Annotated in this window: 21 protein-coding genes and 1 other RNA gene; 19 read left to right on the top strand and 3 right to left on the bottom strand. The window is 42.2% G+C overall.

Annotated elements, in window-relative coordinates; all coding sequences use genetic code 11:
• The first annotated feature begins 5 nt into the window (after positions 1 to 5).
• From Hs20B_RS03180 to Hs20B_RS03170, 3 genes are read left to right on the top strand one after another with little or no spacing between them, the layout of a single operon-like run.
• On the top strand, positions 6 to 1631 hold the full coding sequence (locus Hs20B_RS03180) for a site-specific DNA-methyltransferase (RefSeq protein ID WP_172355536.1): 1626 nt from the start codon (positions 6 to 8) through the stop codon (positions 1629 to 1631).
• A 1-nt stretch (position 1632) separates the two neighbouring features.
• Positions 1633 to 2610: a DUF6731 family protein gene (locus tag Hs20B_RS03175; protein WP_172355534.1), complete on the top strand. Its 978-nt coding sequence runs from the start codon at positions 1633 to 1635 to the stop codon at positions 2608 to 2610.
• A 5-nt stretch (positions 2611 to 2615) separates the two neighbouring features.
• On the top strand, positions 2616 to 3173 hold the full coding sequence (locus Hs20B_RS03170) for a hypothetical protein (protein WP_172355532.1): 558 nt from the start codon (positions 2616 to 2618) through the stop codon (positions 3171 to 3173).
• Positions 3174 to 3526: 353 nt separating this feature from the next.
• Here Hs20B_RS03170 and Hs20B_RS03165 read toward each other — a convergent pair whose 3' ends face one another.
• Positions 3527 to 3826, bottom strand: coding sequence for a type II toxin-antitoxin system RelB/DinJ family antitoxin (locus Hs20B_RS03165; protein ID WP_228407456.1), 300 nt, complete (start codon positions 3824 to 3826; stop codon positions 3527 to 3529).
• A 60-nt stretch (positions 3827 to 3886) separates the two neighbouring features.
• Between Hs20B_RS03165 and Hs20B_RS03160 the strand changes: the two genes are divergently transcribed.
• Positions 3887 to 7000 (top strand): type III restriction-modification system endonuclease, encoded by a 3114-nt coding sequence (locus Hs20B_RS03160; RefSeq protein ID WP_172355530.1) that lies wholly within the window; start codon positions 3887 to 3889, stop codon positions 6998 to 7000.
• 162 nt (positions 7001 to 7162) lie between these two features.
• Positions 7163 to 7924: an MBL fold metallo-hydrolase gene (locus Hs20B_RS03155; protein ID WP_172355528.1), complete on the top strand. Its 762-nt coding sequence runs from the start codon at positions 7163 to 7165 to the stop codon at positions 7922 to 7924.
• Between the two features lie 52 nt (positions 7925 to 7976).
• On the opposite strand, the gene Hs20B_RS03150 is transcribed toward Hs20B_RS03155, so the two are convergent.
• A complete protein-coding gene (locus Hs20B_RS03150) occupies positions 7977 to 9437 on the bottom strand; it encodes an MFS transporter (protein ID WP_228407455.1) in 1461 nt (486 codons plus the stop codon).
• A 101-nt stretch (positions 9438 to 9538) separates the two neighbouring features.
• Here Hs20B_RS03150 and Hs20B_RS03145 point away from each other — a divergent pair, with 101 nt between their 5' ends.
• The 4 genes from Hs20B_RS03145 (at position 9539) to Hs20B_RS03130 (ending at position 11072) form a co-directional block, all read left to right on the top strand.
• Complete coding sequence (locus Hs20B_RS03145; RefSeq protein ID WP_172355526.1) at positions 9539 to 9916, top strand: MerR family transcriptional regulator; 378 nt, start codon at positions 9539 to 9541, stop codon at positions 9914 to 9916.
• Entirely contained in the window at positions 9909 to 10403 is a 495-nt protein-coding gene (gene tadA / locus Hs20B_RS03140) for a tRNA adenosine(34) deaminase TadA (RefSeq protein WP_228407453.1), read from the top strand. Before Hs20B_RS03145 ends, tadA begins: the two co-directional genes overlap by 8 nt.
• A gap of 17 nt (positions 10404 to 10420) precedes the next feature.
• Positions 10421 to 10506, top strand: an RNA gene (gene ffs, locus Hs20B_RS03135) — signal recognition particle sRNA small type.
• A 32-nt stretch (positions 10507 to 10538) separates the two neighbouring features.
• Positions 10539 to 11072, top strand: coding sequence for a methylated-DNA--[protein]-cysteine S-methyltransferase (locus Hs20B_RS03130; protein WP_172355524.1), 534 nt, complete (start codon positions 10539 to 10541; stop codon positions 11070 to 11072).
• Between the two features lie 38 nt (positions 11073 to 11110).
• On the opposite strand, the gene Hs20B_RS03125 is transcribed toward Hs20B_RS03130, so the two are convergent.
• A complete protein-coding gene (locus tag Hs20B_RS03125; RefSeq protein ID WP_172355522.1) occupies positions 11111 to 11566 on the bottom strand; it encodes a DUF1694 domain-containing protein in 456 nt (151 codons plus the stop codon).
• Positions 11567 to 11647: 81 nt separating this feature from the next.
• Between Hs20B_RS03125 and Hs20B_RS03120 the strand changes: the two genes are divergently transcribed.
• From Hs20B_RS03120 to liaF, 10 genes are all read left to right on the top strand, one after another.
• Positions 11648 to 12196, top strand: coding sequence for a GNAT family N-acetyltransferase (locus Hs20B_RS03120; RefSeq protein WP_172355520.1), 549 nt, complete (start codon positions 11648 to 11650; stop codon positions 12194 to 12196).
• The gene (locus Hs20B_RS03115) at positions 12193 to 13476 is read left to right on the top strand and encodes a DRTGG domain-containing protein (protein ID WP_172355518.1); all 1284 of its coding nucleotides are present in this window, start codon (positions 12193 to 12195) and stop codon (positions 13474 to 13476) included. Before Hs20B_RS03120 ends, Hs20B_RS03115 begins: the two co-directional genes overlap by 4 nt.
• 18 nt (positions 13477 to 13494) lie before the next feature.
• Positions 13495 to 14430 (top strand): DHH family phosphoesterase, encoded by a 936-nt coding sequence (locus tag Hs20B_RS03110; RefSeq protein ID WP_172355516.1) that lies wholly within the window; start codon positions 13495 to 13497, stop codon positions 14428 to 14430.
• Positions 14431 to 14445: 15 nt separating this feature from the next.
• Positions 14446 to 14961: an HD domain-containing protein gene (locus tag Hs20B_RS03105; RefSeq protein WP_172355514.1), complete on the top strand. Its 516-nt coding sequence runs from the start codon at positions 14446 to 14448 to the stop codon at positions 14959 to 14961.
• Positions 14961 to 15449 (top strand): hotdog family protein, encoded by a 489-nt coding sequence (locus tag Hs20B_RS03100; RefSeq protein ID WP_172355512.1) that lies wholly within the window; start codon positions 14961 to 14963, stop codon positions 15447 to 15449. Before Hs20B_RS03105 ends, Hs20B_RS03100 begins: the two co-directional genes overlap by 1 nt.
• Entirely contained in the window at positions 15442 to 16149 is a 708-nt protein-coding gene (locus Hs20B_RS03095; RefSeq protein ID WP_172355510.1) for a Bax inhibitor-1/YccA family protein, read from the top strand. The genes Hs20B_RS03100 and Hs20B_RS03095 overlap by 8 nt, the downstream gene beginning before the upstream one ends.
• A 213-nt stretch (positions 16150 to 16362) precedes the next feature.
• Entirely contained in the window at positions 16363 to 20877 is a 4515-nt protein-coding gene (gltB, locus tag Hs20B_RS03090; RefSeq protein ID WP_172355508.1) for a glutamate synthase large subunit, read from the top strand.
• 2 nt (positions 20878 to 20879) lie between these two features.
• On the top strand, positions 20880 to 22319 hold the full coding sequence (locus Hs20B_RS03085) for a glutamate synthase subunit beta (RefSeq protein ID WP_172355506.1): 1440 nt from the start codon (positions 20880 to 20882) through the stop codon (positions 22317 to 22319).
• A 125-nt stretch (positions 22320 to 22444) separates the two neighbouring features.
• Positions 22445 to 22774 (top strand): metal-sulfur cluster assembly factor, encoded by a 330-nt coding sequence (locus tag Hs20B_RS03080; RefSeq protein ID WP_172355504.1) that lies wholly within the window; start codon positions 22445 to 22447, stop codon positions 22772 to 22774.
• Positions 22775 to 22834: 60 nt separating this feature from the next.
• A complete protein-coding gene (gene liaF / locus Hs20B_RS03075; RefSeq protein ID WP_228407451.1) occupies positions 22835 to 23503 on the top strand; it encodes a cell wall-active antibiotics response protein LiaF in 669 nt (222 codons plus the stop codon).
• Positions 23504 to 23505 lie beyond the last annotated feature (2 nt).

The raw sequence follows: 23505 nt of genomic DNA, 5'->3' as shown, positions 1-23505 counted from the left end.
CCAAAATGTCAGAGTTCTACCCAATTTGTCAGAGTAAAAAGGCAAAATGTCAGAGTTCAAACCCAAATTGTCAGTGTATCAAAGACAACGTCTTAATAGATCCGCCATATAACACAGGGAAAGATTTCGTTTATCACGATAACTTCAAACAAACGCAAAAAGAAGCTGATATCGCTGATGGCAGTGTTGATGAGTACGGCAACCGTCTGGTTAAAAATGAAAAGTCAAATGGTCGCTATCATTCTGATTGGTTGAGTATGATGTATCCACGCTTGAAATTGGCGCGTAATTTGTTGAGTGATACTGGGGTGATTTTTGTCAGTATTGATGATAATGAACAGGCTAATTTGAAGTTGTTGATGGATGAGGTTTTTGGGGAAGATAATTTTGTCGCTTCGGTTCCGGTTATTAGTAATTTAAAAGGTAATCAAGATCAATTTGCATTCGCAGGAACACATGAATATTTGGTAGTGACCTCAAAGAATGTAGAAAAGGCTGAATTTGGAAATTTGTCAATAGACGATGAAAGTATAAATGATTGGGAAATTGATGATAATGGATACTTTAAGAAAGGAGCGAATCTCAAGTCTACTGGAGTAAATGCACCCAGGGAAAAACGCCCTAATTTGTTTTATCCAGTATATTTGAATAGCCAAAAACAGGTATCACTTCATAAAATAAATGATGATGATATTGAATTGCTTCCGATAACTAATGGTCAAGAAATGTCATGGCGTTGGTCGAAAGAAAAAATGTCGAATCAACTTTATGACGTTATTGTCACTAATTCAGAAAATGGATTTTCTTTGTATAAAAAGCAACGACCTGAGCTGGGGGATTTACCGTCAAAGAAACCAAAATCAGTATTTTATAAACCAGAGTATAGTTCTGGAAATGGTACAAATCAAATAAAGAATTTGTTAGGTGATAAGTTATTTTCCAGTCCTAAGGCCGTTGATTTAATAAAAGATATAATTCAAATTTCCACAGATTCAGGCAGTTTGATTCTGGATTTCTTTGCGGGTTCTGGAACAACAGCAGATGCAGCCATGCAACTTAATAAAGAAGATGGCGGCAATCGTAAGTTTATTGTTGCGACATTAGATGAAGAAACGCCCGAAAATTCTGAAGCCCGCAAAGCTGGATATTCTACAATTGATCAAATTTCCCGCGAACGCATCCGTCGTGCAGCTGCAAAGATTGGTGACACAAGCGGATTCCGTGCATTGAAAGTCGATAAAGTTGGTATCAAAGAAGATGTGTTCAAAACAGCCGATAATTTAAATCAAGAATCTCTCTTGCTTGATGTAGATAATCAAGCAGATGAACGCAGTGATTTTGATTTACTATATGATGTTTTGGTTGATGGCGCTTTGGAATACAACCGTCAAATTTCAAACGAGACAATAAATGATGAAGAAACCATCAAGTACGACTATTTTGGTGAATTATCTGGTGTGATTGCGTACTTTGGCGATAATCTTACTGATGAATTGACCCGCGAAATTGCCAAGCTAAAGCCACTTATTGCTGTATTTAAAGAAACTACTTTTAATAAGTCTGCTGATAAGGTCAATGTTCTAGAACAATTCCGGATTATTAGCCCTGATACGAAAGTCAAGGTGATTTGATATGCCAGCATATGGAGATGATAATCGTAAAAAAATTATTTTTAATTATTATCAATTATTTGTAGACCGAAAAGTAGGAGAGGAGAGAAAAAAATTCTTGTTTGATTTGTCACAGTGGGCCACTGACATTATGGAACCGATTACATCTGTTGAAGAAAAAAACTGGGATTTTGGTGGAGACACTGTTAGATTACAAAAGCAAACTCTTAATGAACATAATCAACTCGAAATGCAATTTATGCGTCTATCAGAAACACAAATGTCTTATGTTGGGAAACGTGATTCAGATGAAGAAGAAGACTTTGAATTAGAAGATAATGAATTTCCAGCACAAGACACCTTTGCAATTTTTGATCCTGAAAATTCGGTGTTAATGCTGCAAAGAAATATTCAGGGACTATCCTTTAAAGGGATAACAGAATATATTAATCATTTTTGGAATAAGGGACGAGATGCAGATGATAAGGAAATTATTGAATTGATCCCTATAATCTCAAAAGATGCGTTTTCTAAAGCAAAATTAGCACATGGATTTAAAAAAATAACAGTAAAGACTGCTAATAAATATGATTCAAAGCGAAATATTGTGCAGAAAATTGGGAATTCTTTTAGTGGTGTATTGGAAAATATAATTGCTGCCGCAGAACCAGTTTCGGGATTAGATGTCGAATTCACAATATCAACTGCACCACGAAGTAAAGAAAACTTATTGGATGATAGGCAAGTCAACGAAATTTTAAATGAAATCGAACAAAATCCAAATTCTGTTGGCAAAGCAAGCGTTTCATATATTAACGAAAATAATAAAATGGAAATACTTAATCTATTAAAGGCGACTATCAAGGACGAGTATATATTTGAGTTGCCACCAAAATCTCGGTTACGTCCGGATGTGGTTTTATATGAAATGCAAGGGATTTATAACGGGAACATTAACAGGGAAGCTAGGAAAACTTCTATTAATCAAGCAATTCGGTAAATGATATGAAAAATACACTGTTAAATAGAATTTACCCCTGGTTATTAGGAGTTATATTGTTAATTGTTTCTTTCTGGTTGAATTGGCATGTGGGTATGCAGGGTTACGAAAATATACTTGAATCAATAATTCAGTTCTCGGGATTAGTCATAGGATTTTATACTGCAATGTATGGGTTAGTCTTTATTGCAGATAGCAAGCTATTGAAAACATTTAGAGATAATGATTTAGATAAAATTTTTCAGTCTAATTTGATTCAATCTCTATCTTTTTCGTTTATGGCATATGTTGTTTCTTTGATAATGCAGGCGTTAAGATTTAATTCCAGCATTGTACTTAGACTTAATTCCCTACATTTTTTTGTGAAATGGAATGAACTTGGATTTTGGATATGGATATTTGTCGTTGGTGTATTTGTCGGGATGTCCTATCGTACAATCAGACTGCTTTTGAAAATGTTGTTCTATACAGAAAATAAAGCGAAGCGATTACCCAGTACGTCAGATTTTGAGAATGATCAAGAAAAAAGTGAAAGACTAAGTAAGATAGAGAGAAGTAAGTAAAAAATTTTATCAAAAATAAAAACGCCTCACGGTGTTCAATCATCTGAAAATAATTGCATGACATTTTGACCTTTAGTCAAAACATGCGTGACGTAGACTGCCTTTTCAGATTTATCGATATAAAATAGTGCAAGGTATTGTTGGTAGGGCATGAAATATTGATAGTTATGCTGACCTCAAAACGATTTTTCACAAAAGGAAAGCCGTCTGCGCTATAACTGAGCCGATTTGCACCTTTAACAATATTGAACATCGTTTTTCTGGCAGTATCAGGGCTTTTGAATTTATCATTGATATAATGACCGATCGCAATAATTTCTTGTTGTGCGATTTCAGTAATCAGGACTTGATAATCACTCAAACTCATACCTCGCCAGTTCTTCAGCGACTTGTTGAATTGGGATTGCCTTGTCACGATTGTAGTTGAGTTCATAGTCAGAGTGTGCCAGTAACTTCTCTAATTCTTTGATGGCTGCTTCATGGTCAAAGGGCTTTGGCACAGTCGTCTCAAAAGGTAGCTTATTTTGTGCGACGAGTTGCTTTGACGCCATGACGACAAAGGTATTAAAGTTCATACCAAGGGCGTCGAGCTTTTCATTGACGGCTTGCTTAAGGTCATCGTCCATACGAATACTGGTGGCTGTTGTAGTCATAATTATACCTCTTGTAGTTTGATAACTATATTTTAACATATATTTTAAAAAAGGAGCCTTATGAAACTTCAATATAAGCAACAACAATTTCAGATAGATGCCGTTAACGCGGTGACGGCTGTATTTTCAGGACAACCCAAACAAAGCGGCGTGTCCTATTTGATGGACACTGGAGATGAACAAAACGTCACTTTGGACGTTAACAGTGGCTTCAAAAATGAAAAAATGGCCTTATCTGATGCTGACCTGTTGCAAAACATCAAGTCAGTCCAAAGAGATAACGGCATTTTAACGGATAGTAAGTTAGTTAAAATGGCCGTTGGTGGCAAAGATAAAGCGACTAAAAATGACAATTCTCGTGAAAGCTTAACATTAACGGTTGAGATGGAAACTGGAACGGGGAAGACATACACCTACATCAAAACCATGTTTGAATTGCACAAACTATACGGTTGGTCGAAGTTCATTATTGTCGTGCCAAGTATCGCGATTCGCGAAGGCGTAGCGAAAACGTTTGAATCTACAGCTGATCATTTTAAATCAGAATATGGCATTGCGATTCGTCCATTCGTTTACAACTCGAGCCAGCTGGATAAGATTGAAGCTTTTGCATCTGATTCTGGTATTAACGTGATGATTGTGAACACACAAGCTTTTAACGCTCGTGGCGCTGATGCAAGGCGTATTGATATGGTACTCGATCAGTTCCGTGGTCGTCGCCCGATTGACGTGATTGCGGCGACTAACCCAATTATGATTATTGATGAACCCCAATCAGTGTTAGGTGATAATGCCTCAAAGGCAGAATTAAATGCTACCCGTGTTGGATTGGCCAAGTTTAATCCCTTGTTTTTCATCAACTATTCAGCTACACATCGCGATAATTACAACATGGTCTATCGTTTGGATGCTGTAGATGCTTACCAGAAGCAACTGGTTAAAAAAATCAGTGTGAAAGGTATTGAAATTTCCGGCTCAACGGCCTCAACTGGTTATTTGTACCTTGAATCAATTGTTGAAAAGCCGAATCTGAAAGCGCGAGTACAATTTGAAAAGATTGCTGCCACGGGTAAAATTGTCAAAAATTCTAGATTACTCGACCGTGGGGATAACATTTATCCACTGTCTGGTGAAGTTGAATCCTATAAGAGTGGCTTTGTTATTTCTGAGATTAACGCCGTTGAACAATTCGTTGAATTTACCAATGGCATGAAGATACACGCTGGTGAAGTTGTTGGAAATGCCAGCGATGATGATCTGCGTCGAATTCAGATTCGGGAAACAATTCATTCGCATTTGAATAAAGAAGCTAGTTTATTTAAACTTGGGATAAAAACACTTTCGTTGTTCTTTATTGATGAAGTGGTGAAGTATAAAGATTACGATGCGATTGATGACAAGGGCGCATATGCTGTAATGTTCGAAGAGGAATACGACAACATTGTCCGCGACCGCTTAGTCGACACGCTGATGCCAGTAGACTATCGGACCTACTTAGAACGTGATATTGATGCGCCTGACGCTGTTCACGCTGGCTATTTCTCGGTGGACAAGAAAGGTAAGTCCATTGATAGCAAGGTGAAGCGTGGCAGTGCAGCTAGTGATGATATTTCAGCTTATGATCTGATTATGAAAAATAAAGAGCGTCTGTTATCATTTGATGAACCAGTGCGCTTTATATTTTCACATTCAGCCTTGAAAGAAGGTTGGGATAATCCTAACGTTTTCCAAATTGCGACATTACGCCAATCATCATCAGACATTAAAAAGCGTCAAGAAATTGGGCGTGGTTTGCGTCTTTCAGTTAACCTAAATGGTGAGCGTCAAGATGCAGATGCACTTGGTGAAGGGGAAGTTCAGCAAGTTAATGTGCTAACAGTTATCGCCAACGAAAGTTATGATACCTTTGCGCGTGACTTGCAATCAGAATTTGCGGAAGCGGTTAAGAATCGTCCAAAATATGTTGAGCCCAAGTTATTTGAAGGGCGTGAGTTAGTCGTTAAGGACGAAAATGATCAAGTCGTCTCAACAATGACGATTGACAACTCGCAAGCTGCTGAAATCTGGGCAAGCCTAAAAAGCAATGACATTATCACCAAAGATAAGCAGACTGCCGATAGCTATAAAGAGCTGAGCACTGAAGAGCAATTTGTGGCGATAGCTGACGCGCTAGATGATGAATATCAAGACTACGTGGTGTCAATTCAAGCCCTTGTTAGTAGTGTTTACGACCCGAATTATTTAGAAGTGGAACCTGAACGCAAGCGCGTGACTTTGAAGCTTAACAAAGAAAAATATGCCAGTGCAACCTTTAAAGAGTTGTGGTCAAAGATTAACCGCAAGAGTTACTATACGGTGGATTTTAGCGATGATGAAATTATTAAGAAATCAATCGATGATATTAATCAAAATTTAATTGTTGCTACTCTAAAGGCTCGAATTACTCAAGGTGAAATGAGCGCCAGGGACACAGAGACAACGTTTTCAATTAATGAAAAGCACGAAGAATACATTGCGACGCCAAGTAATCGCGTGAAATATGATTTGATTGGTGAAGTCGCACAAATTGTTGGCTTATTGCGCAAAACTGTTGGCCAAATTTTGGCAGGTATTGATCCAGCACAGTTTGCTAAGTATCGCTCGAATCCAGAAAGCTTCATTGTTAAAGTAGGCAGTATCATTAATGCGGTTAAAGCGCAGAATATTATCTCACACATTACTTACAACAAATTAGACGAAGTCTGGGATGAAGAGGCGATTTTTGCTAATAGTGATATCCAAGGCATATTGGGAGATAACGTCTGGGATGTGAAAAACCATTTATATGACCGCGTTCGTACAGATTCGAAAACAGAAAAGAAATTTGCCAATGAATTAGACGTGCAAAGTAACGTTGAAATGTATGTGAAATTACCGGGTGGGTTCTACATCAATACACCAGTTGGGAAATATAATCCAGACTGGGCGGTTGTACTAAATGAACCAGAACAAAAGCATGTGTATTTCATCGCTGAAACTAAAGGCGTCTCAGATAATATTGGCCTCAAGTTAAAAGGCGTTGAAAACGCTAAAATTGAATCAGCGCGTCAGCATTTTGCGTTGATTTCAAACAGTGAAGTTAAGTATGCTGTTGTGGATAGCTATGAAAAGATGATGGATATAATCGGCGTTTAATGATCAGAAAATAAAATACCTACTCATATCCAGTGAGTAGGTATTTTAGGAGTGATTTATGAAAAAATATTTTAGGAATAAACATAGTATACACGACATGACTTAATTCAAACTTAATTTTTTATGATAAAATAAAAGAAGACGATATGGAGGTATTTGATCATGAAATTAACAGCACTTGGTGTTTGGGGCGGCTATCCCGCGCGTGATGCGGGGACAACATCTTATCTTTTGACGAGTAATTCAGGGTTTAATCTCTTGATTGACGCGGGGAGTCGTGCTGTGACAGAGCTAGAGCATGAAGTTTCACCGCTTTGCATTGACGCTGCAATCATCAGCCATTATCACGAGGATCATATTGCGGATCTTGGTGTTTTGCGCCAATATCGCCAGCTTTGGCCTAAGACAGATCCTGACTGGGACAGCGCTATTCTCAAAATCTATGGTCACAATGAAGATGCTGACTCGCACGAGTTTGACAAGCTGACTTTGGCAGATGTTAGCGAGGGTATCGCCTATGATGTCGCAGGAACGCAGAAAATCGGGCCTTTTGATATTACCTTTACAAAAACGGTACATCCGGTCACGTGTTTTGCCATGCGCATTGTCGAGCGAAAAACGGGTCAGACGCTGGCATTTACAGCAGATACGGGCTATTTTGATGGCTTGATTGACTTTGCACGCGATGCGGATATGCTTTTAGCTGATGTTTACTTTTTTGCGGACAAGTCAAATATGGCCAATCACTTGTCAAGCACTGAGGCAGGGACGATTGCAAAGGCTGCTGGTGTGAAAAAGCTTGTTCTGACACATCTGCCGCAGTTTGGTGATTTGGAAACGCTTAGAAAAGAAGCCGAAACAGCTGCAGAAACAGTCGTGACTGAACTTGCAGAGCCCCATAAATCTTGGGATTTTAATGACTAAAATGAAAATAGGACATGGTGTGATAAAGCACACTATGTCCTGTTTTTTTTAGTCAGTCATTCGCCTTTTGCCAAGGGTCAAGTTGGTTGACAATCAAGGCAAGAACGAGGAGCAAAAGTCCTATCAAGCTAAGCGTGTGTAGGCCTGAGAAAACTGTGCCGCGCAGTGCGTGAACAAGATTACTAGGGATTTCTGACAACTTGGTACTGTCAGAAATTTTATTGATTAGACCATAAGTCAAGTGGTGATTTGACTTGATAGAACGTGCAAAAGTTTGATTGAGTGCAAGTGCTAGCCCTGACAAGATAAGTGTTGTGCCCATGGTACGAATAAGGGCGTTCAGTGCAGTAGCAGCTCCCATCTGCTGCATTGGAACGGTTTCTTGAATGGCAACAGAGGTCGTGCCGTTGACAATACCTGTTGCAAGCCCTAAAACGGCACCGATGACAAACAGCAAGCTGACAGGATTGGTATGCGTCAGAAGGACGAGACTAGCTGCGGCAAGGATCATGACAATCATACCAATGCTGACAGTTAGTTTTTCGCCAAACTTAGCAATCAGCGGATTGGCAAGACGTGTCCCCACAACTAAAAAGACAGAGGCTGGGATCAAAATCAAGCCTGCAGTAATCGCCTTGTGGCCCATGACGCCCTGCCCCCAGATTGGGAAATAGTTGCTGTAAAAGCCAAAATAACCATATTGGAGAAACATGAGCGCATTTTTCATCATGAGTGAGCGATTTTTGAATAGGTCAAGCGGCACAATCGGATCAAAGGCACGTTTTTCAGCACGGTAAAATAGCAAGCCGAAAATCACAGTTATCGCAAGCAAAATACCAACAAACAGGTAGTTTATTGTGAGATTGCCAAGCGTTTGAAGGGCAATCATAAAGGCAATCACTGTAATCGAGAGAAATGTGGCACCAGAAAAATCAATTTTCTTGGTATTTTTTGTGAAGTTTTGAAAATAATTGCGCTGAATCACGGCAATCATCAAAAAACCAATCGGGATATTGATGAAAAAAACCCAACGCCAGCCCAGGCTTTCGACGATAATACCACCAATCACAGGGCCAATGATAGACGCAATCGAATAGGCAGAGATCGCATTGCCAAAGGCTTTTCTGCGGGCGACAGGTTCAAACATGTCACCGTAGATGACAAATGGCAGTTGTTGCATGGCGCCTGCACCTATGCCCATGGTGAGCCGTGCCAAAATCAGCATGGTCATGTCCTGTGATAGCCCCTCAACGAGTGATGAGGCGATGAAAATCAGGGTGCCTAGGATGAAAAGTTTTTTGAAGCCGAACCGTTCAGAGAGTTTTGTCCAGATGGGTGCTGTGATTGCCATGAGGAGCATGTAAATCGTAACGACCCAGCTCATGAGGGAGATGCCGTTTAGGTCGGCCATCATGGTAGGAAGCGCGGTTGCGACGATCGTGCCCTCAAGTCCGACCATGATATTGCTCAGTAAAAAGGCGCGCGCGGCGAGTTTAATTTGTTTATCAGTCATCTTGTTTTTTAGTTCCTTTCGTGATAAAATCAGTATATCACCTTAGAGTGACTCTAAGTCAAGCGTTTTTTCAAAAAAATAAAAGAAAGTGATCAAACGACATGAAAATACAAGAAGTCAGCAAGCTAACCGGCTTTTCAGCCTATACGCTGCGCTATTATGAAAAAGAAGGTTTGGTTCACGTTTTGCGCGATGAAAATGGCGTCAGGCAGTATGAGATGTCAGATATAAATATCCTACACGCTATTGCCTGCTACAGACGTGCTGGTGTCTCTCTCAGCCAAATCAAAGCCTTGTTTAACTCAACAGATGATGACTTTCACTTGCAGATATTGCAGGACAGCAAGGCGAACATGGAAGCCGAAAAAGAAAAGATAGAGGCGACACTTGCTTATCTTGATCTCAAAATTCGATTGCATTCAGGCGAGATTTCAAGGGGCGACTATATTAACGAAAGCGTGGAACTGTTTGGTGGCTGAGAGAGATAATTCGCTGGTAGTTACATTTACAGAGGAAGAAAAGGCTTTTTTCATGCGTGAGGCCTTGGTGGAAGCACAAAAAGCGGCAGATAATGGCGAGGTGCCAATCGGAGCTGTCATTGTCAAAAATGGTGAGATCATCGCGCGTTCTTTTAATGCGCGCGAGCTGCACCAAAAAGCGACGCACCACGCGGAGATTTGTGCGATAGATGCGGCAAATGAGGTGGTGAAAAACTGGCGGTTGCTTGACTGTGCGCTGTTTGTCACGATTGAGCCTTGCGTCATGTGCTCGGGTGCGATTAGTCTTGCTAGGTTACCGCAGGTTTATTTTGGGGCAACCAATCCTAAGTTTGGTGGGGCTGTGAGCTTGTATCAGATTTTGGAAGATACGCGGCTTAATCACCGATTATACGTCGAATCTGGCATTTTAGAAAAAGAGTGTGCTGAAATCATGCAAAATTTTTTCAAAAATCGGCGCAAAAAATAATTTTTATGGTATAATAGTCTACGAGGCAATAGTAAGTTTACGAAGCGGGTCAGATGCGGAAGCAAGCAGCCCTAAGTAGGGTTATTATGTGCCTTATTTTTTTGTTTTGAAAAATGGAAAGGCTGCGATGATCTGATGGCATATTACAAAACAACTTATCAGTCGCCATTGGGACAGCTGACTTTGGCGAGTGATGGCAAAAATTTGAACAGTCTGTGGTTTGAAAATCAGAAGTATTTTGGTGCGACTTTACCTGATTCGGTTCTGACGTCAGATGAGTTGCCTGTATTTGCTGATGTCAAGGCATGGTTAGATATGTATTTCTCAGGTGATCAGTCTGATCCGTCAGACTTGCCTTTGTCTCCGATTGGCAGTGATTTTAGGCAAGAAGTCTGGCAGTTTTTGCGTGAGATTCCTTATGGCAGCCTTGTGACTTATGGAGACATTGCAAAAATGATTGCAAGAAAACGAGGATTAGTCAGTATGTCAGCACAGGCAATCGGTGGGGCTGTGGGACATAATCCTCTGTCTATCATTGTGCCTTGTCACCGCGTTGTCGGGCAAAATGGCAGTTTGACAGGCTATGCTGGCGGTATTGATAGAAAAATCCGACTTTTAGAGCTTGAAGGCGTGGCTGTTGCTGACTTGACTGTCCCGTCAGAACGATAATAAATGAAAAAATCCAACATCAGCTGATGTCGGATTTTTTAGTCAAATAAATTTTCAAGAAACCCTTTTTTCTTTTTAGGGTTATCATCTAAAGTAGCATCTGTTAGCCTGATTTCAGGGAAGCGTTCTGACAAGCTGATTTTTTCAAGATTGACTGCGTGATCCGTGTGAATGACAAGGCCAAAGACATCTGATGGTGAATCTAGCAGGATCTGACCGCTAAACTGGTGATTGTCAGCAGTTTTTAGATAGAAAGCACTGAGCGCATCAGGGAGATTGCCAGAAATTTTAACAGAAACCTTGTCATATTGCCCGTCAAAACTGCTAAGAATTTGGTCGAAATGTGGTTTGAGCAAGGTATTTTCAGCGTCAGAAAAGGTGACGGCAAGCAACACTCGCTCACGATAAGTGTTCAGATACAGTTTTTGTTCATCGGGGTTGACACGATATTCGCCACAAGAGGCGCGTTCGATACGATTATCCAAGTTAGTCATAAGACTATCATACCATAAAAAATGCGGCAGAATAGGAACATTTTTAGGACTTTTTGGGTGAAACTGTGCTATAATACAACTATGAATTTATACGAAAATCTCGCGACTTACGCAACCATAGAGACGGATCGTTTGTTGCTGCGGCCCTTTAGCATGACAGACGCTGCGGATATGTTTGATTATGCGGGAAATCCTGAAAATCTGCGCTACATTTTTCCGGCACACCGAGATATAGCTGAAACGCGTCACAGCATTGCTATGTTGTTTATGAAGGCGCCTTTGGGAAAATGGGCGATAGTCCTCAAATCCAGTGGCAAGATGATTGGGTCGATTGATTTTGTTAAGCTCAATGAAAAAAATCGGACTGGTGAGCTTGGCTATGTGCTCAATAAATCTTACTGGGGGGAGGGGCTGATGACAGAAGCCGTACGGACTTTGAGTGAGTTTGCACTGGGTGAGTTTGGCTTGTATCAGCTTGATATCGTAGCAGATGCTGAAAATCTAGGGTCAATCAAAGTCGCTGAAAAATCCGGCTACGACCTTTCCGAAAGCTACAAAGCGTTCAATCAATACACGAAAATCCTCAGAACATTCAAGCGATATAGAAAACTTGCAGGTCATAAAAAATGAGTAAACATCAAGAAATTCTAGATTATATTGACGATTTGGACATTGGTAAAAAAGTCAGTGTTCGGGGGCTTGCCAACCGTCTTAAAGTCTCTGATGGCACAGCTTATCGGGCAATCAAAGAAGCACAGGCACGCGGTCTTGTCTCAATCAATGACCGTTCGGGTACGACGCGGATTGCAACAGCGGAGCAGCGCGTGATTGAAACGCTGACTTTCGGTGAGATTGCTAAAGTCGCAAGTGCTGAGGTTTTGGCGGGTGAAGAAGGGCTGACTCAGGCTTTTAGCAAGTTCGCCATTGCCGCGATGACAAAGGAAAACGTGCTGAAATATCTGACGCGAGGAGGACTTTTGATTGTCGGTGACAGGACAGACATTCAACTACTTGCCCTGCATGAAAAAAATGCGGTGCTAATCACGGGTGGCGTTGATGTTGAAGACACGGTTTTAGACTATGCCAATCAGCAAGCTATTCCAGTTCTGCGGACGGATTTTGATACCTTTACAGTGGCGAGCCGCATCAATCGGGCGCTGTCAAATGAACTGATCAAAAAAGAAATCACAACGGTAGCAGACGTCTATCAAAGCCACGCCCCAACATTGTTTGAGATTTCAACGGTCAAGGATTATCTGGACTTGGTCAAAAAGACAAACGAATCCAGATTTGCTGTCATCAATCAACACAAGCTTGTTGTTGGCGTAGTCAGTATGCGGGATGTGACGGGCAAAAAAAATAGCACGACTATTGACAAAGTAATGACCCGCAATCCAAAACTTGCCCGCTTTGAGATGACTGTCGCCTCAACCAGTCAGAAGATGATTTTTGACGGCTATGACATTATGCCCGTGGTTAATTCTGACAGTACTTATGCGGGGATTATCAGTAAGTCTGACATGTTGCGCAGCATGCAGGAGTCGTCAGAACAAAGTCAGTTTTCACATACGCTGACAGACGATGTGGCTCGCAGCATTCGCGAAGTCCAATCCTACTTTGTTTTTACGGTCGAGCCCTTTATGATGAATAATGTCGGCAATATTGCAAATGGGATGCTAGCTGAAATTATCAGCAGTATTTCAGGGCGCGTCATGACAAAGACCAAAAATAAAAATATTATCATTGAGTCCATGAACATTTATTTCATGGGCGCTGTCGCCATTGATGATGAGCTTGAAGTTTATCCAAAGATTATCAGTGAGACGAGACTTGGTGCAACCATTGACTTTGAAGTTTATCTGGATTATCAGATTATCAGCAAGGTTTTGGTGACGGTGCAGATTAATTAATAGCGAAAAGGAGCAAGCATGCAAGACATTTTAGAAAAAATCAAACAGTATGATGAGGTTATCATCCACAGACATCAGCATCCAGATCCTGACGCTTTAGGGAGTCAGCTGGGCTTGCGTGATATTTTGCGCACAAATTTTCCAGAAAAAAAGATTTCGGCGGTGGGGTTTGACGAGCCAAGTTTAGCATTTATGGGCAAGATGGACGAGGTCATAGCACATGATTTTTCTGGTAAGTTAGTCATCGTGACGGATACGGCAAATACGCCACGAATCGATGATGCGCGTTATGAAACGGGTGATTTTCTGATCAAAATCGACCACCATCCAAACGATGATGCCTACGGAGATTTGCGTCTGGTTGATACGACAGCAAGTTCTGCGTCAGAGATTATCGCAAACTTCGCCTTTGAAAATGAGTTGCAGGTTTCTGACGAAGCGGCTAAACGACTTTATGCAGGGATTGTTGGTGACACAGGTCGTTTTCTCTATCCTGCAACGACGGCCAAAACGCTTTATACAGCAGCCAAATTAGCTGAGCATGACTTTGATCGTGCAGGGCTCATGCGTGAAATAGATAGTTTTGACATGAAAATCGCACGTTTACAAGGCTATGTCTATGAGAATCTTGAGATTGCGCCAGAAGGTGCAGCACGGATTGTCATCACACAAGACCTTATGAAATCGCATGATATTACAGATTCTGAGACGTCAGCCATTGTGTCAGCACCGGGAAAAATCCGCGAAATAGAAAGCTGGGCGATTTTTGTCGAACAGCCTGACGGTCATTATCGCGTCAGAATGCGCTCAAAAGTGGTTACGATCAATCAGATTGCTAAGCAGCACGCAGGTGGCGGTCATCCCTTGGCAAGTGGTGCAAATAGTTATTCGTTAGCAGAAAATGAAGTAATTTTTCAAGCACTTCGAGACAATTTAGTCGCTTTTAAGAAATAGTGGTATAATGTAGTTATGAATAAAAAAGATTTTCCTTGGCTCCATGACGCTGAGTACATGTCTTATGTGGGCGGCCTACTTGATACGCCAGAGCTCCAAAAACTAAACGATATTACCCATCACTACATCTCGACACGCCTGCTGCATTCGTTAAATGTCAGCTACACGTCCTATAAAATCAGCAAAAAATTTGGCTGGAATCAAAAAGCGACGGCGCGTGCGGGACTTTTGCATGACCTTTTTTACTATGACTGGCGCGAAACCAAGTTTGACGAGGGAAGTCATGCCTATGTGCACCCACGCATTGCCTATCAGAATGCCAAAAAGCTGACGCACATCTCAAAACTTGAAAAAGACATCATCATCAAACACATGTGGGGTGCAACCATTGCGCCACCACGCTACAAAGAAAGTTTTGTGGTGACTTTTGTCGACGATTATGTGGCTATCAAAGAATGGCGTGAGCTCATGAAAATGAAGTGGAAACACCGCAAACACAGTAAACAGATGAAGAAAGAAAAACTAAGTTAATGAATTTGCAAAATCAAGACATCAAAATTGGGAAAACCATTGACGAATTGGTCGAGGGCGAGACGTTTAGTTTGTCTGAAACCATCAAAAATCGTGAAATTTTGCTCTATCTCGGTCTTACGAACGATGACAATCCACTTTATTCGCAGTATGATTATGTTAAGGAACTTGGTCTGACAAAGCCAGTCGTGCCTACAGCACTGATTTTTGGCATTATCACGTCAACTATTAACAAACATTTGCCAGGGCCAGGTAGCCACGTGGTCAATGTCAATCTCAATCTGATCGAGAAGATTTTTCGCAACGATTTGCTGAGTTTCAATTTTGAGATTATCAAGATTGATACGAATAAAGATTTTGTGACAATCAACATCGAAATTGTCAGAAATGACGAGCGGATTGCGGATGCTATTGTCCTTGTACAGCCGCCCCTGAAAGATCAAAATGTTCCAACAACATCAACTTCATCGGAGGATTTAAATGGCTAATCAAATTTTTGAAAGCAATCAAAATACAGGGAAGTTTTCTCTGGCTGACTTTTTCGCACGAATCTATGCGCTCGTTGGTATGGGCATCGCAGTCAGTGCAGTTGTTGCCTTTTTGACACTGACATTATTTGCGGACAACATCTCAGCGATTCTGACGGGCAAATCTTGGCTACTTGTCGTGCTATGGATTTTGGAAATGGTACTAGTCGTTGCAGTGACGCCGTTATCGGCTAAAAATTCGCCGATGGCATTGCCTGCATTTATCGGCTTTTCAGCGCTAAACGGCTTTACTTTGACCTTTACTTTGGCTTACTTTGACTTGGGCAGCATCGCGATTGCCTTTGCCATTACAGCAGGTATGTTCTTTGCCCTATCAGCCTATGGTAAGTCGACTAAGCGTAACCTATCAGGTATGGGAAAAGCCATGTTTGCAGCCTTGATTGGCATCATCATCGCAAGTGTGGTCAATTTATTTGTCGGCTCAAACGGGTTGAACTTCATCATTTCGATCATCTCAGTTGTCGTCTTTTCAGGTCTGATTGCTTGGGATAACCAAAAAATCGAGCGCCTGTATCACAGCGCAGGTGGCAATGTGTCAGACGGTTGGGCAGTCAGTATGGCGCTCAGTCTCTATCTAGACTTCATCAACCTGTTTATCTCAATCTTGCGAATCATGGGGATTACAAACTCAAAAGACTAACTTAAAAGTAAACTGATATAAAACAAGTAATTATGTGGATTGCTTGTTTTTTGTCAAATTGACGGCGTAACCGCAAAATAGAAAAAGATAATGAATTTTCTGAAAATTCACTTGATTTTCCTGTCAAAATTTGGTAAAATAGCTTTATATCTTTTGTCTGATAACCTAATAAAAGTAAAAGGTTTTTGACATTATCTGTGAGAGGATGAACAAATGGATAAATTACAAGCGAAACAACAAACGCTCTGGGACCAGTCTTTTGAGTCTGACGCCTGTGGTATGGGCTTTATCGCCCAAATCGACGGCGTTCCTACGCACGAGTTGGTTGACCATGCGATGACTATCTTGGAACGTATGAACCACCGTGGTGGGACGGGGGCTGAGCCTGATACTGGTGATGGCGCAGGTGCCCTTTTTGCCATGCCGCATGACTTTTTTGTCAAAGTTGGCGCTGCTTCTGACGTGACACTGACAGCAGGAGACTATGCAGTTGGCCAATTTTTCTTGCCAAAAGATGCCATTCAAAAGGCAACTCTGACAAAGTCGATTTCTGCAGAGATCCAAGCTGATGGCTACCAAATTTTATTGACACGTGACGTGCCATTTAACTTTGATAATTGTGGTCCAGGTGCACAAGCTATCATGCCATCCTTTGTGCAATTTATCATCTCAAAACCTGCTGATAGTCAAGCAGGACGTGATTTTGAAGATCGCCTTTTCCGTCTGCGTCGCAAACTGGAAAAAACATTTGCAACATCCGAGATGTTTATCTGTTCATTATCAAGCAAAACAATTGTTTACAAAGGCATGTTGCATGCTTTCCAAGTCCGTTTATTTTTCCCTGATCTATCAGACCCGGACTTTAAATCAACGATCGCACTGACACATTCACGTTTTTCAACCAATACATTCCCGTCATGGGACCGTGCACAGCCGTTTCGTTTTCTTGCCCATAATGGTGAAATCAATACCTTGCGTGGCGCTGAAAACTGGATGACGTCACATAAAATCGAGATTTATAACGAAGAAAATTCAGATTCAGCGAAACTTGAAAACTGTATGGAATACCTCTATCGAAATGGCCGTGATATTCCGCATTCGCTCTTGATGATGATCCCTGAAGCTTGGGGCGATGAGGCTGGTCTCTCACCTGAGCTGACTGCCTTTTACGAGTACACGTCATCATTTATGGCGCCATGGGACGGCCCTGCTGCGCTTGTCTTTACTGACGGAGACACAGTCGGCGCACGTCTTGACCGTAATGGTTTGCGCCCTAGCCGTTATAGCATCACCAAGGATAACTTTATCGTCTGCTCGTCAGAGTCTGGTGTCGTTGATTTTGAACCGAGCAATGTCGTTGAAAAAGGCGTGCTTGGACCAGGTAACATGATGCTAGTTGACACGATCAACGGCAAGATTTTGCGCAATGAAGAAGTCAAAAAATACTATGCAGCCCAATACCCATATGAAAAATGGCTGGCTAAAAATCTCCTTCATATCAATGAAATCGCTGAACAAGCTAAATTTGATGAGATTTCTGAAGCTGACCGCAAGACCATGCATAAACTTTTTGGCTATACTGAAGAAGTCATCAGAACCGTTATCGTTCCAATGGCTGAAAATGGTCAAGAACCAACGATTTCAATGGGTTATGACAGCCCACTTGCTGTCTTGTCAGATAAAAATCAATCCCTGTTCACCTATTTCAAACAGCAGTTCGCCCAAGTAACCAATCCGCCAATTGACGCCATTCGTGAAAAAATTGTCGTGGGAACAGAAGTCTATCTCGGTCGTGACGGTGATTTGCGCGTTGACAATGACAAAAACTGTATCAAACTCAAACTTGACAGTCCGGTGCTTACGACCGCTGATTTTGAAAAAATCGCCTCTGTTAAAGATAAAAAACATCAATCACAGATCATTTCAACCTTGTATGATGTGACGGTTGATACGCCAAACCGCTTGGAACATGCCCTTGTTGATATGTTCAAAAAAGTTGAAGAAGCCGTTGATAAAGGTACGAGCATCATCATCTTGAGTGACCGCGACCAGGCTGAAGGCCGTATGCCAATGCCAATTTTGCTTGCGACATCAGGACTTTATAACTATATGGTTGAAAAAGGCAAAGGTAGCCAGTTTTCAATTGTTGTTGATACAGCTGAGGTCAATGAAGTGCACCATTTTGCAACCATTGTGGGCTACGGCGCAAGCGCCATCCACCCGTATGGTGCCTATGAAACACTCAAAGACTACAACTTGTCTGATAAAGCTGAGTCATTTAGAAAAGCAGCTGAAAAGGGCATCATCAAAGTCATGAGCCGCATGGGAATTTCAACGATTTCAGGCTATAAAGGGGCACAACTTTTTGAAGCGGTTGGGCTTTCAAGCAATGTCGTTGATAAATATTTCCGTGGCACGGTCACACGTATCGGCGGTCTCAGCCTTGAGCAAATCGAAGAAGAATACTTAGAACGCTACGCCTTTGCTTATGGTCCACGTAGCCATGAAACCTTGCCATCAGGCGGTTCATACCAGTTCAAAGCTGACGGTGAACACCATATTTTCAACCCTAAAACAATCTACAATTTCCAAAAGGCGATTCGTCAAGGGGACTATGACCTTTACAAAGCCTATTCTGCTGAGATCAATAAAGAAGCTGACGAAACACCGTCAAACCTGCGGCACATCTGGGAATTTGACAACAAACGCACGCCTGTTACCTTGTCAGAAGTGGAACCAGTTGATAATATCGTCAAACGTTTCAAAGTTGGTGCCATGAGTTTTGGGTCATTGTCAAAAGAAGCCCATGAAACAATCGCAGCAGCTATGAACTCTATCGGTGCAAAATCAAACTCTGGTGAGGGTGGCGAAAACCGTGCGCGCTTCCATAAACAAGCTGATGGAACCAACCTCAACTCAAAAATCAAACAAATCGCCTCAGGCCGTTTTGGCGTCAATGCGGAATATCTGATGAGCGCTGAAGAACTACAAATCAAGCTCGCGCAGGGTGCAAAACCCGGTGAGGGAGGCCAGTTACCAGGTGGGAAAGCATTCCCATGGGTGGCTGAAATCCGTGGTTCAACACCGGGCGTGACCTTGATTTCACCTCCACCACACCATGATATTTACTCTATCGAAGATTTGGCGCAATTGATCTATGACCTCAAAGCCATCAATCCGTATGCGAAAATCAACGTTAAACTTGTGTCATCAACAGGTGTTGGGACAATCGCAACAGGTTGTGTCAAAGCAGGTGCTGACAAGGTTGTCATCTCAGGTTATGATGGCGGTACTGGGGCATCACCGCGCAATTCTGCACGTGATGCAGGTCTGCCATGGGAAATGGGACTTGCCGAAGCTCATCAAACACTCAGCCTAAACAATTTGCGTCAACGCATGACCCTCGAAACTGATGGGAAACTCATGACAGGACGCGACGTTGCCGTAGCTGCGCTGCTTGGTGCTGAAGAATATTCATTTGCCTCACTTGCGCTTGTTGCAATTGGCTGTGTCATGATGCGTGTTTGCTCACTTAACACTTGTCCAGTCGGCGTTGCCACGCAAAATCCTGAACTCCGTGCGCATTTTGCAGGTAAACCAGAGCATGTCGTGAATGCCATGAAATATTTGGCACAAGAACTGCGTGAAATCATGGCTGAACTTGGATTCCGTTCAGTTGATGAGATGATTGGTCATGCTGAAGTTTTGAAACCTAAGTTTATCGCAAAAGGTAAAGCAAAATCGCTTGACTTTAGCCGTATGATTGGTCAAAACGTGTCAGCAATGCCAATCGAGCGTAAAGTTGTTGATCCATTTGTCGAAGCACGTCAATGGAAAGAACTTGATGGCTTTGCAAAATCGGCCATTGACAGCGGTACAGGTGTTGTCATCAAAGAATCTATCAACAATGTCACACGTACCGCAGGTGCCCGTATGGCGGGGTGGATTGCTGAGCGATATGGCAACTATGCGCTTGAACCAGGCTTGTTGAAATATGAATATACTGGGATTGCGGGTCAATCATTTGCCTCATTTGCAACACAAGGCATGGAAATCACGCTAATCGGCGAAGCCAATGACTATATTGCAAAATCCCTTTCAGGTGGTCGTGTCATTGTCAAACCGCCAGTTGATGCTGGTTTCAATGTTGAAGCATCTCCGATTGTCGGCAACGTCTCACTCTTTGGTGCGGTTCGTGGTGAGGCTTACTTCCGTGGCCGTGCGGGTGAGCGTTTCTGCGTACGTAACTCAGGTGCCAAAGTCGTCGTCGAAGGTGTTGGCGAACATGGTTGTGAGTATATGACAGGTGGCCTAGCCGTTATCCTTGGTAGCACTGGTCAAAACTTTGCAGCGGGTATGAGTGGCGGTGTCGCATATGTTTACGATGCTAAAGGCGACTTTGCCAATAAAGTGAACATGGAAATGGTTGACTTGTATAAAGTTGGCGAAACACGTGGTGATGAAGTCCTGAAAGAAATGGTCGAAAATCACGCGAAATATACAGATTCTGAAAAAGCAAAGGCATTGCTTGCTGACTGGGATAATGCAGTTGACAAATTTGTCAAAGTCTACCCAACAGAATTCCACGAAATTAAAGAAATTGAGCATCGTTTGGCTGAAACAGGCCTGAGCGGCGCAGAACTTGAAATGGAAACATTTGAAAAAGCAATGTCAACGCCTGCAAGTGAAAAGGCTGCATTGATTGAAGTTAAAGTTGGAGGAAAATAAACATGGCAGATCCATTTGGTTTCATGACATATAAGCGTAAGGATAATCCTTACCGTCCAGTAGCAGAGCGTGTTTTGGACTTTGCAGAATTGCAAGTACCGCTTGGCGTTGAAGACCGTCAAGAACAAGCAGCACGTTGTATGGCATGTGGCATTCCATTTTGTCATTCAGGTGAATTTTACGGCGGTGGTCGTGCGGTTTCAGGCTGTCCAAATGACAATTTGATTCCTGAGTGGAATGACCTTGTTTACCGTGGTGAGTTTAAAAAAGCGTTTGATCGCTTGTCACGGACAAATCCGCTTCCTGAAATGACTGGTCGCGTCTGTCCAGCACCTTGTGAAAAAGGTTGTACTGAGGGGCTCAACGGTGAGGGTGTAACAATCCATGATAATGAACGTTTTATCATTGATAATGCTTTTGAAAACGGTTGGGTCGCTGAAAGTGGTATGCCAAAAGAACGCACTGACTTTAAGATTGCGGTGGTCGGTTCAGGCCCTGCAGGCTTGTCTGCAGCTTGGCGTTTGAACCAACTCGGTCATAACGTGACAGTATTTGAACGTAGTGACCGTTTTGGTGGCTTACTCATGTACGGCATTCCAAACATGAAGCTTGATAAAGACATTGTTGAGCGTCGAATCAACGTGATGCGCGAGATTGGTATCGAGTTTGTTGCCAATACTGAAATTGGAAAAGACATCACGTTTGAAGCACTTGAAAATGATTTCGATCGCGTGGTTATTGCAACTGGTGCAAGCGTCCCACGTGATTTGCAAGTGCCAGGTCGTGAACTCAGTGGTGTACGCTTTGCAGTTGATTTCTTGACAGACGTGACAAAAGTTGTCTTGTCAAATGGCGATAAAACAATGCGGAAATCACTCGAAGGTAAACATGTTGTGGTCATCGGAGGCGGTGATACAGGTAATGACTGTATCGGCACATCCGTTCGTCTGGGTGCAGCAAGTGTGACACAGCTTGAAATCACACCTCAATTGCCAGGTGATCGTTTGGCGACAAATCCATGGCCTGAATACCCTATGACAGCTCGTCAAGGATATGGTCAAGAAGAAGCTATTGCAGCAGGAAATATCAACTTGACACGCTATGCAACGTCAACAACTGAGTTTATTGGCGCAGAACGTGGTCAATTGATCGGAATCAAAACGGTTCAAGTAGGTCCTGGTTTCAAACCTGTTGAGGGTACAGAAGAAACACTCAAAGCTGACTTGGTCTTGCTTGCAATGGGCTTCACAGGTGCAGAACAATCAGTCTTCCAAGGCTTTGGTGTCAATCAAGTCTTTGATGACAATACAACAGATAACGAAAAAGTTTACGTTGCAGGTGATGCAAAACGTGGTCCATCACTTGTTATCTGGGGGATTCGTGAAGGCCGTAAAACAGCAGAAAAAATTGACGAAACTTTGCGTGTCATGGTGACACAATAAACATTCACATAAAATGACTGTCCTGATAAATGTGGCAGTCATTTTTTAATCAGTTAAACATGTTTGTCAAAATCCGCAAATTTTGATAAAATGAGGTTACTGAAGAATTGAAAGGTTGACCAGATATGGCAAATTATACAGCAGTAGAAGTTGAAAAGATTAAGGATCGGATTTTATCAGCGCTTGAGGGCGTGATTGACCCGGAGCTAGGCGTGGATATTATCAATCTTGGTCTGGTTTATGCGATCGAGTTTGATGACACAGGGCGCACTGAAATTCAGATGACGCTAACAACTATGGGATGTCCTCTGGCTGATATCTTGACAGATCAGATTCACGATGTGCTCAAAGAAGTGCCTGAAGTCACTGATATTGACGTTAAGCTAGTCTGGTATCCGGCTTGGAGCGTTGACAAGATGAGTCGCTATGCGCGTATTGCACTCGGCATTCGATAAATTATGAAATTTCAGCCTTATGGCTGATTTTTTTATGCCCCAACATGGTAAAATAGAGATATGAGAAAATTCAAGTTATTGGTTATCGTTGAGATTATATTGGTCGCACTACTAGGTGTGTCTTTGCTGAAAAGTCCCTTTTTTATGGTCGTGCTTGCAATCAGCCTGTTCATGCTCTACCTCTCGACTAAAGTGAGAAACTGGATGGCGCAGCAGGTCTTGCGCCAAATTTCAGCAGGCTTTGGCATTGTTGCGCTGATCATGTTTGTAGCAAATGGTTATACCTGGCTTGCCTTGTTATTTCCGCTGATTGTCGGGATTTTTTTTTGGAAATCTCATCCGTCAACGGACTATCACTCGGTTAATGGTAACACAAATGAGCCCAGTCAGTTTGAACGCAGGAAGATTTTTGAAAATGGTTCTGATGACGCTGTATCACGATTTTCAGGCAATGATGTCATTGACCTTGCCTATACCAACTTTAGGCCGTCGGGTAATGACATCGCTATCAAAAAAGCTTCCGGCAATACGAAAATTATTGTACCAGATGACGTGGCTGTGATCTTAGACGTCACGGCACTATCTGGTGTGGTCAAGATTTTTGATGAGCTGACCAAGGTCAACGCTGAGCACGTGCGCTATATGAGTGATGAGTTTGGTGCCTCTGATAAGCGTGTTCGGATTACAGTTCATGTTGGTCGTGGCAATGTTGAAGTGGTCAAAGGTTAGGC

The organism is Pseudolactococcus insecticola, from assembly GCF_011170065.1.
Classification (GTDB): Bacteria; Bacillota; Bacilli; order Lactobacillales; family Streptococcaceae; genus Pseudolactococcus; species Pseudolactococcus insecticola.
This window is presented reverse-complemented; position numbering and strand designations above follow the sequence as displayed.

Excerpts from the sequence above, each read along its gene's own strand:
- Hs20B_RS03095 (WP_172355510.1), top strand. The coding sequence starts at position 15,442 with ATGGCTAATCAAATTTTTGAAAGCAATCAAAATACAGGGAAGTTTTCT.
- Hs20B_RS03145 (WP_172355526.1), top strand. The coding sequence starts at position 9,539 with ATGAAAATACAAGAAGTCAGCAAGCTAACCGGCTTTTCAGCCTATACG.
- Hs20B_RS03165 (WP_228407456.1), bottom strand. The coding sequence starts at position 3,826 with ATGACTACAACAGCCACCAGTATTCGTATGGACGATGACCTTAAGCAA.
- Hs20B_RS03105 (WP_172355514.1), top strand. The coding sequence starts at position 14,446 with ATGAATAAAAAAGATTTTCCTTGGCTCCATGACGCTGAGTACATGTCT.
- Hs20B_RS03170 (WP_172355532.1), top strand. The coding sequence starts at position 2,616 with ATGAAAAATACACTGTTAAATAGAATTTACCCCTGGTTATTAGGAGTT.
- Hs20B_RS03085 (WP_172355506.1), top strand. The coding sequence starts at position 20,880 with ATGGCAGATCCATTTGGTTTCATGACATATAAGCGTAAGGATAATCCT.
- liaF (WP_228407451.1), top strand. The coding sequence starts at position 22,835 with ATGAGAAAATTCAAGTTATTGGTTATCGTTGAGATTATATTGGTCGCA.
- Hs20B_RS03130 (WP_172355524.1), top strand. The coding sequence starts at position 10,539 with ATGGCATATTACAAAACAACTTATCAGTCGCCATTGGGACAGCTGACT.
- Hs20B_RS03115 (WP_172355518.1), top strand. The coding sequence starts at position 12,193 with ATGAGTAAACATCAAGAAATTCTAGATTATATTGACGATTTGGACATT.
- Hs20B_RS03155 (WP_172355528.1), top strand. The coding sequence starts at position 7,163 with ATGAAATTAACAGCACTTGGTGTTTGGGGCGGCTATCCCGCGCGTGAT.
- Hs20B_RS03150 (WP_228407455.1), bottom strand. The coding sequence starts at position 9,437 with ATGACTGATAAACAAATTAAACTCGCCGCGCGCGCCTTTTTACTGAGC.
- gltB (WP_172355508.1), top strand. The coding sequence starts at position 16,363 with ATGGATAAATTACAAGCGAAACAACAAACGCTCTGGGACCAGTCTTTT.
- Hs20B_RS03100 (WP_172355512.1), top strand. The coding sequence starts at position 14,961 with ATGAATTTGCAAAATCAAGACATCAAAATTGGGAAAACCATTGACGAA.
- Hs20B_RS03160 (WP_172355530.1), top strand. The coding sequence starts at position 3,887 with ATGAAACTTCAATATAAGCAACAACAATTTCAGATAGATGCCGTTAAC.
- Hs20B_RS03110 (WP_172355516.1), top strand. The coding sequence starts at position 13,495 with ATGCAAGACATTTTAGAAAAAATCAAACAGTATGATGAGGTTATCATC.
- Hs20B_RS03120 (WP_172355520.1), top strand. The coding sequence starts at position 11,648 with ATGAATTTATACGAAAATCTCGCGACTTACGCAACCATAGAGACGGAT.
- Hs20B_RS03180 (WP_172355536.1), top strand. The coding sequence starts at position 6 with ATGTCAGAGTTCTACCCAATTTGTCAGAGTAAAAAGGCAAAATGTCAG.
- Hs20B_RS03175 (WP_172355534.1), top strand. The coding sequence starts at position 1,633 with ATGCCAGCATATGGAGATGATAATCGTAAAAAAATTATTTTTAATTAT.
- Hs20B_RS03080 (WP_172355504.1), top strand. The coding sequence starts at position 22,445 with ATGGCAAATTATACAGCAGTAGAAGTTGAAAAGATTAAGGATCGGATT.
- Hs20B_RS03125 (WP_172355522.1), bottom strand. The coding sequence starts at position 11,566 with ATGACTAACTTGGATAATCGTATCGAACGCGCCTCTTGTGGCGAATAT.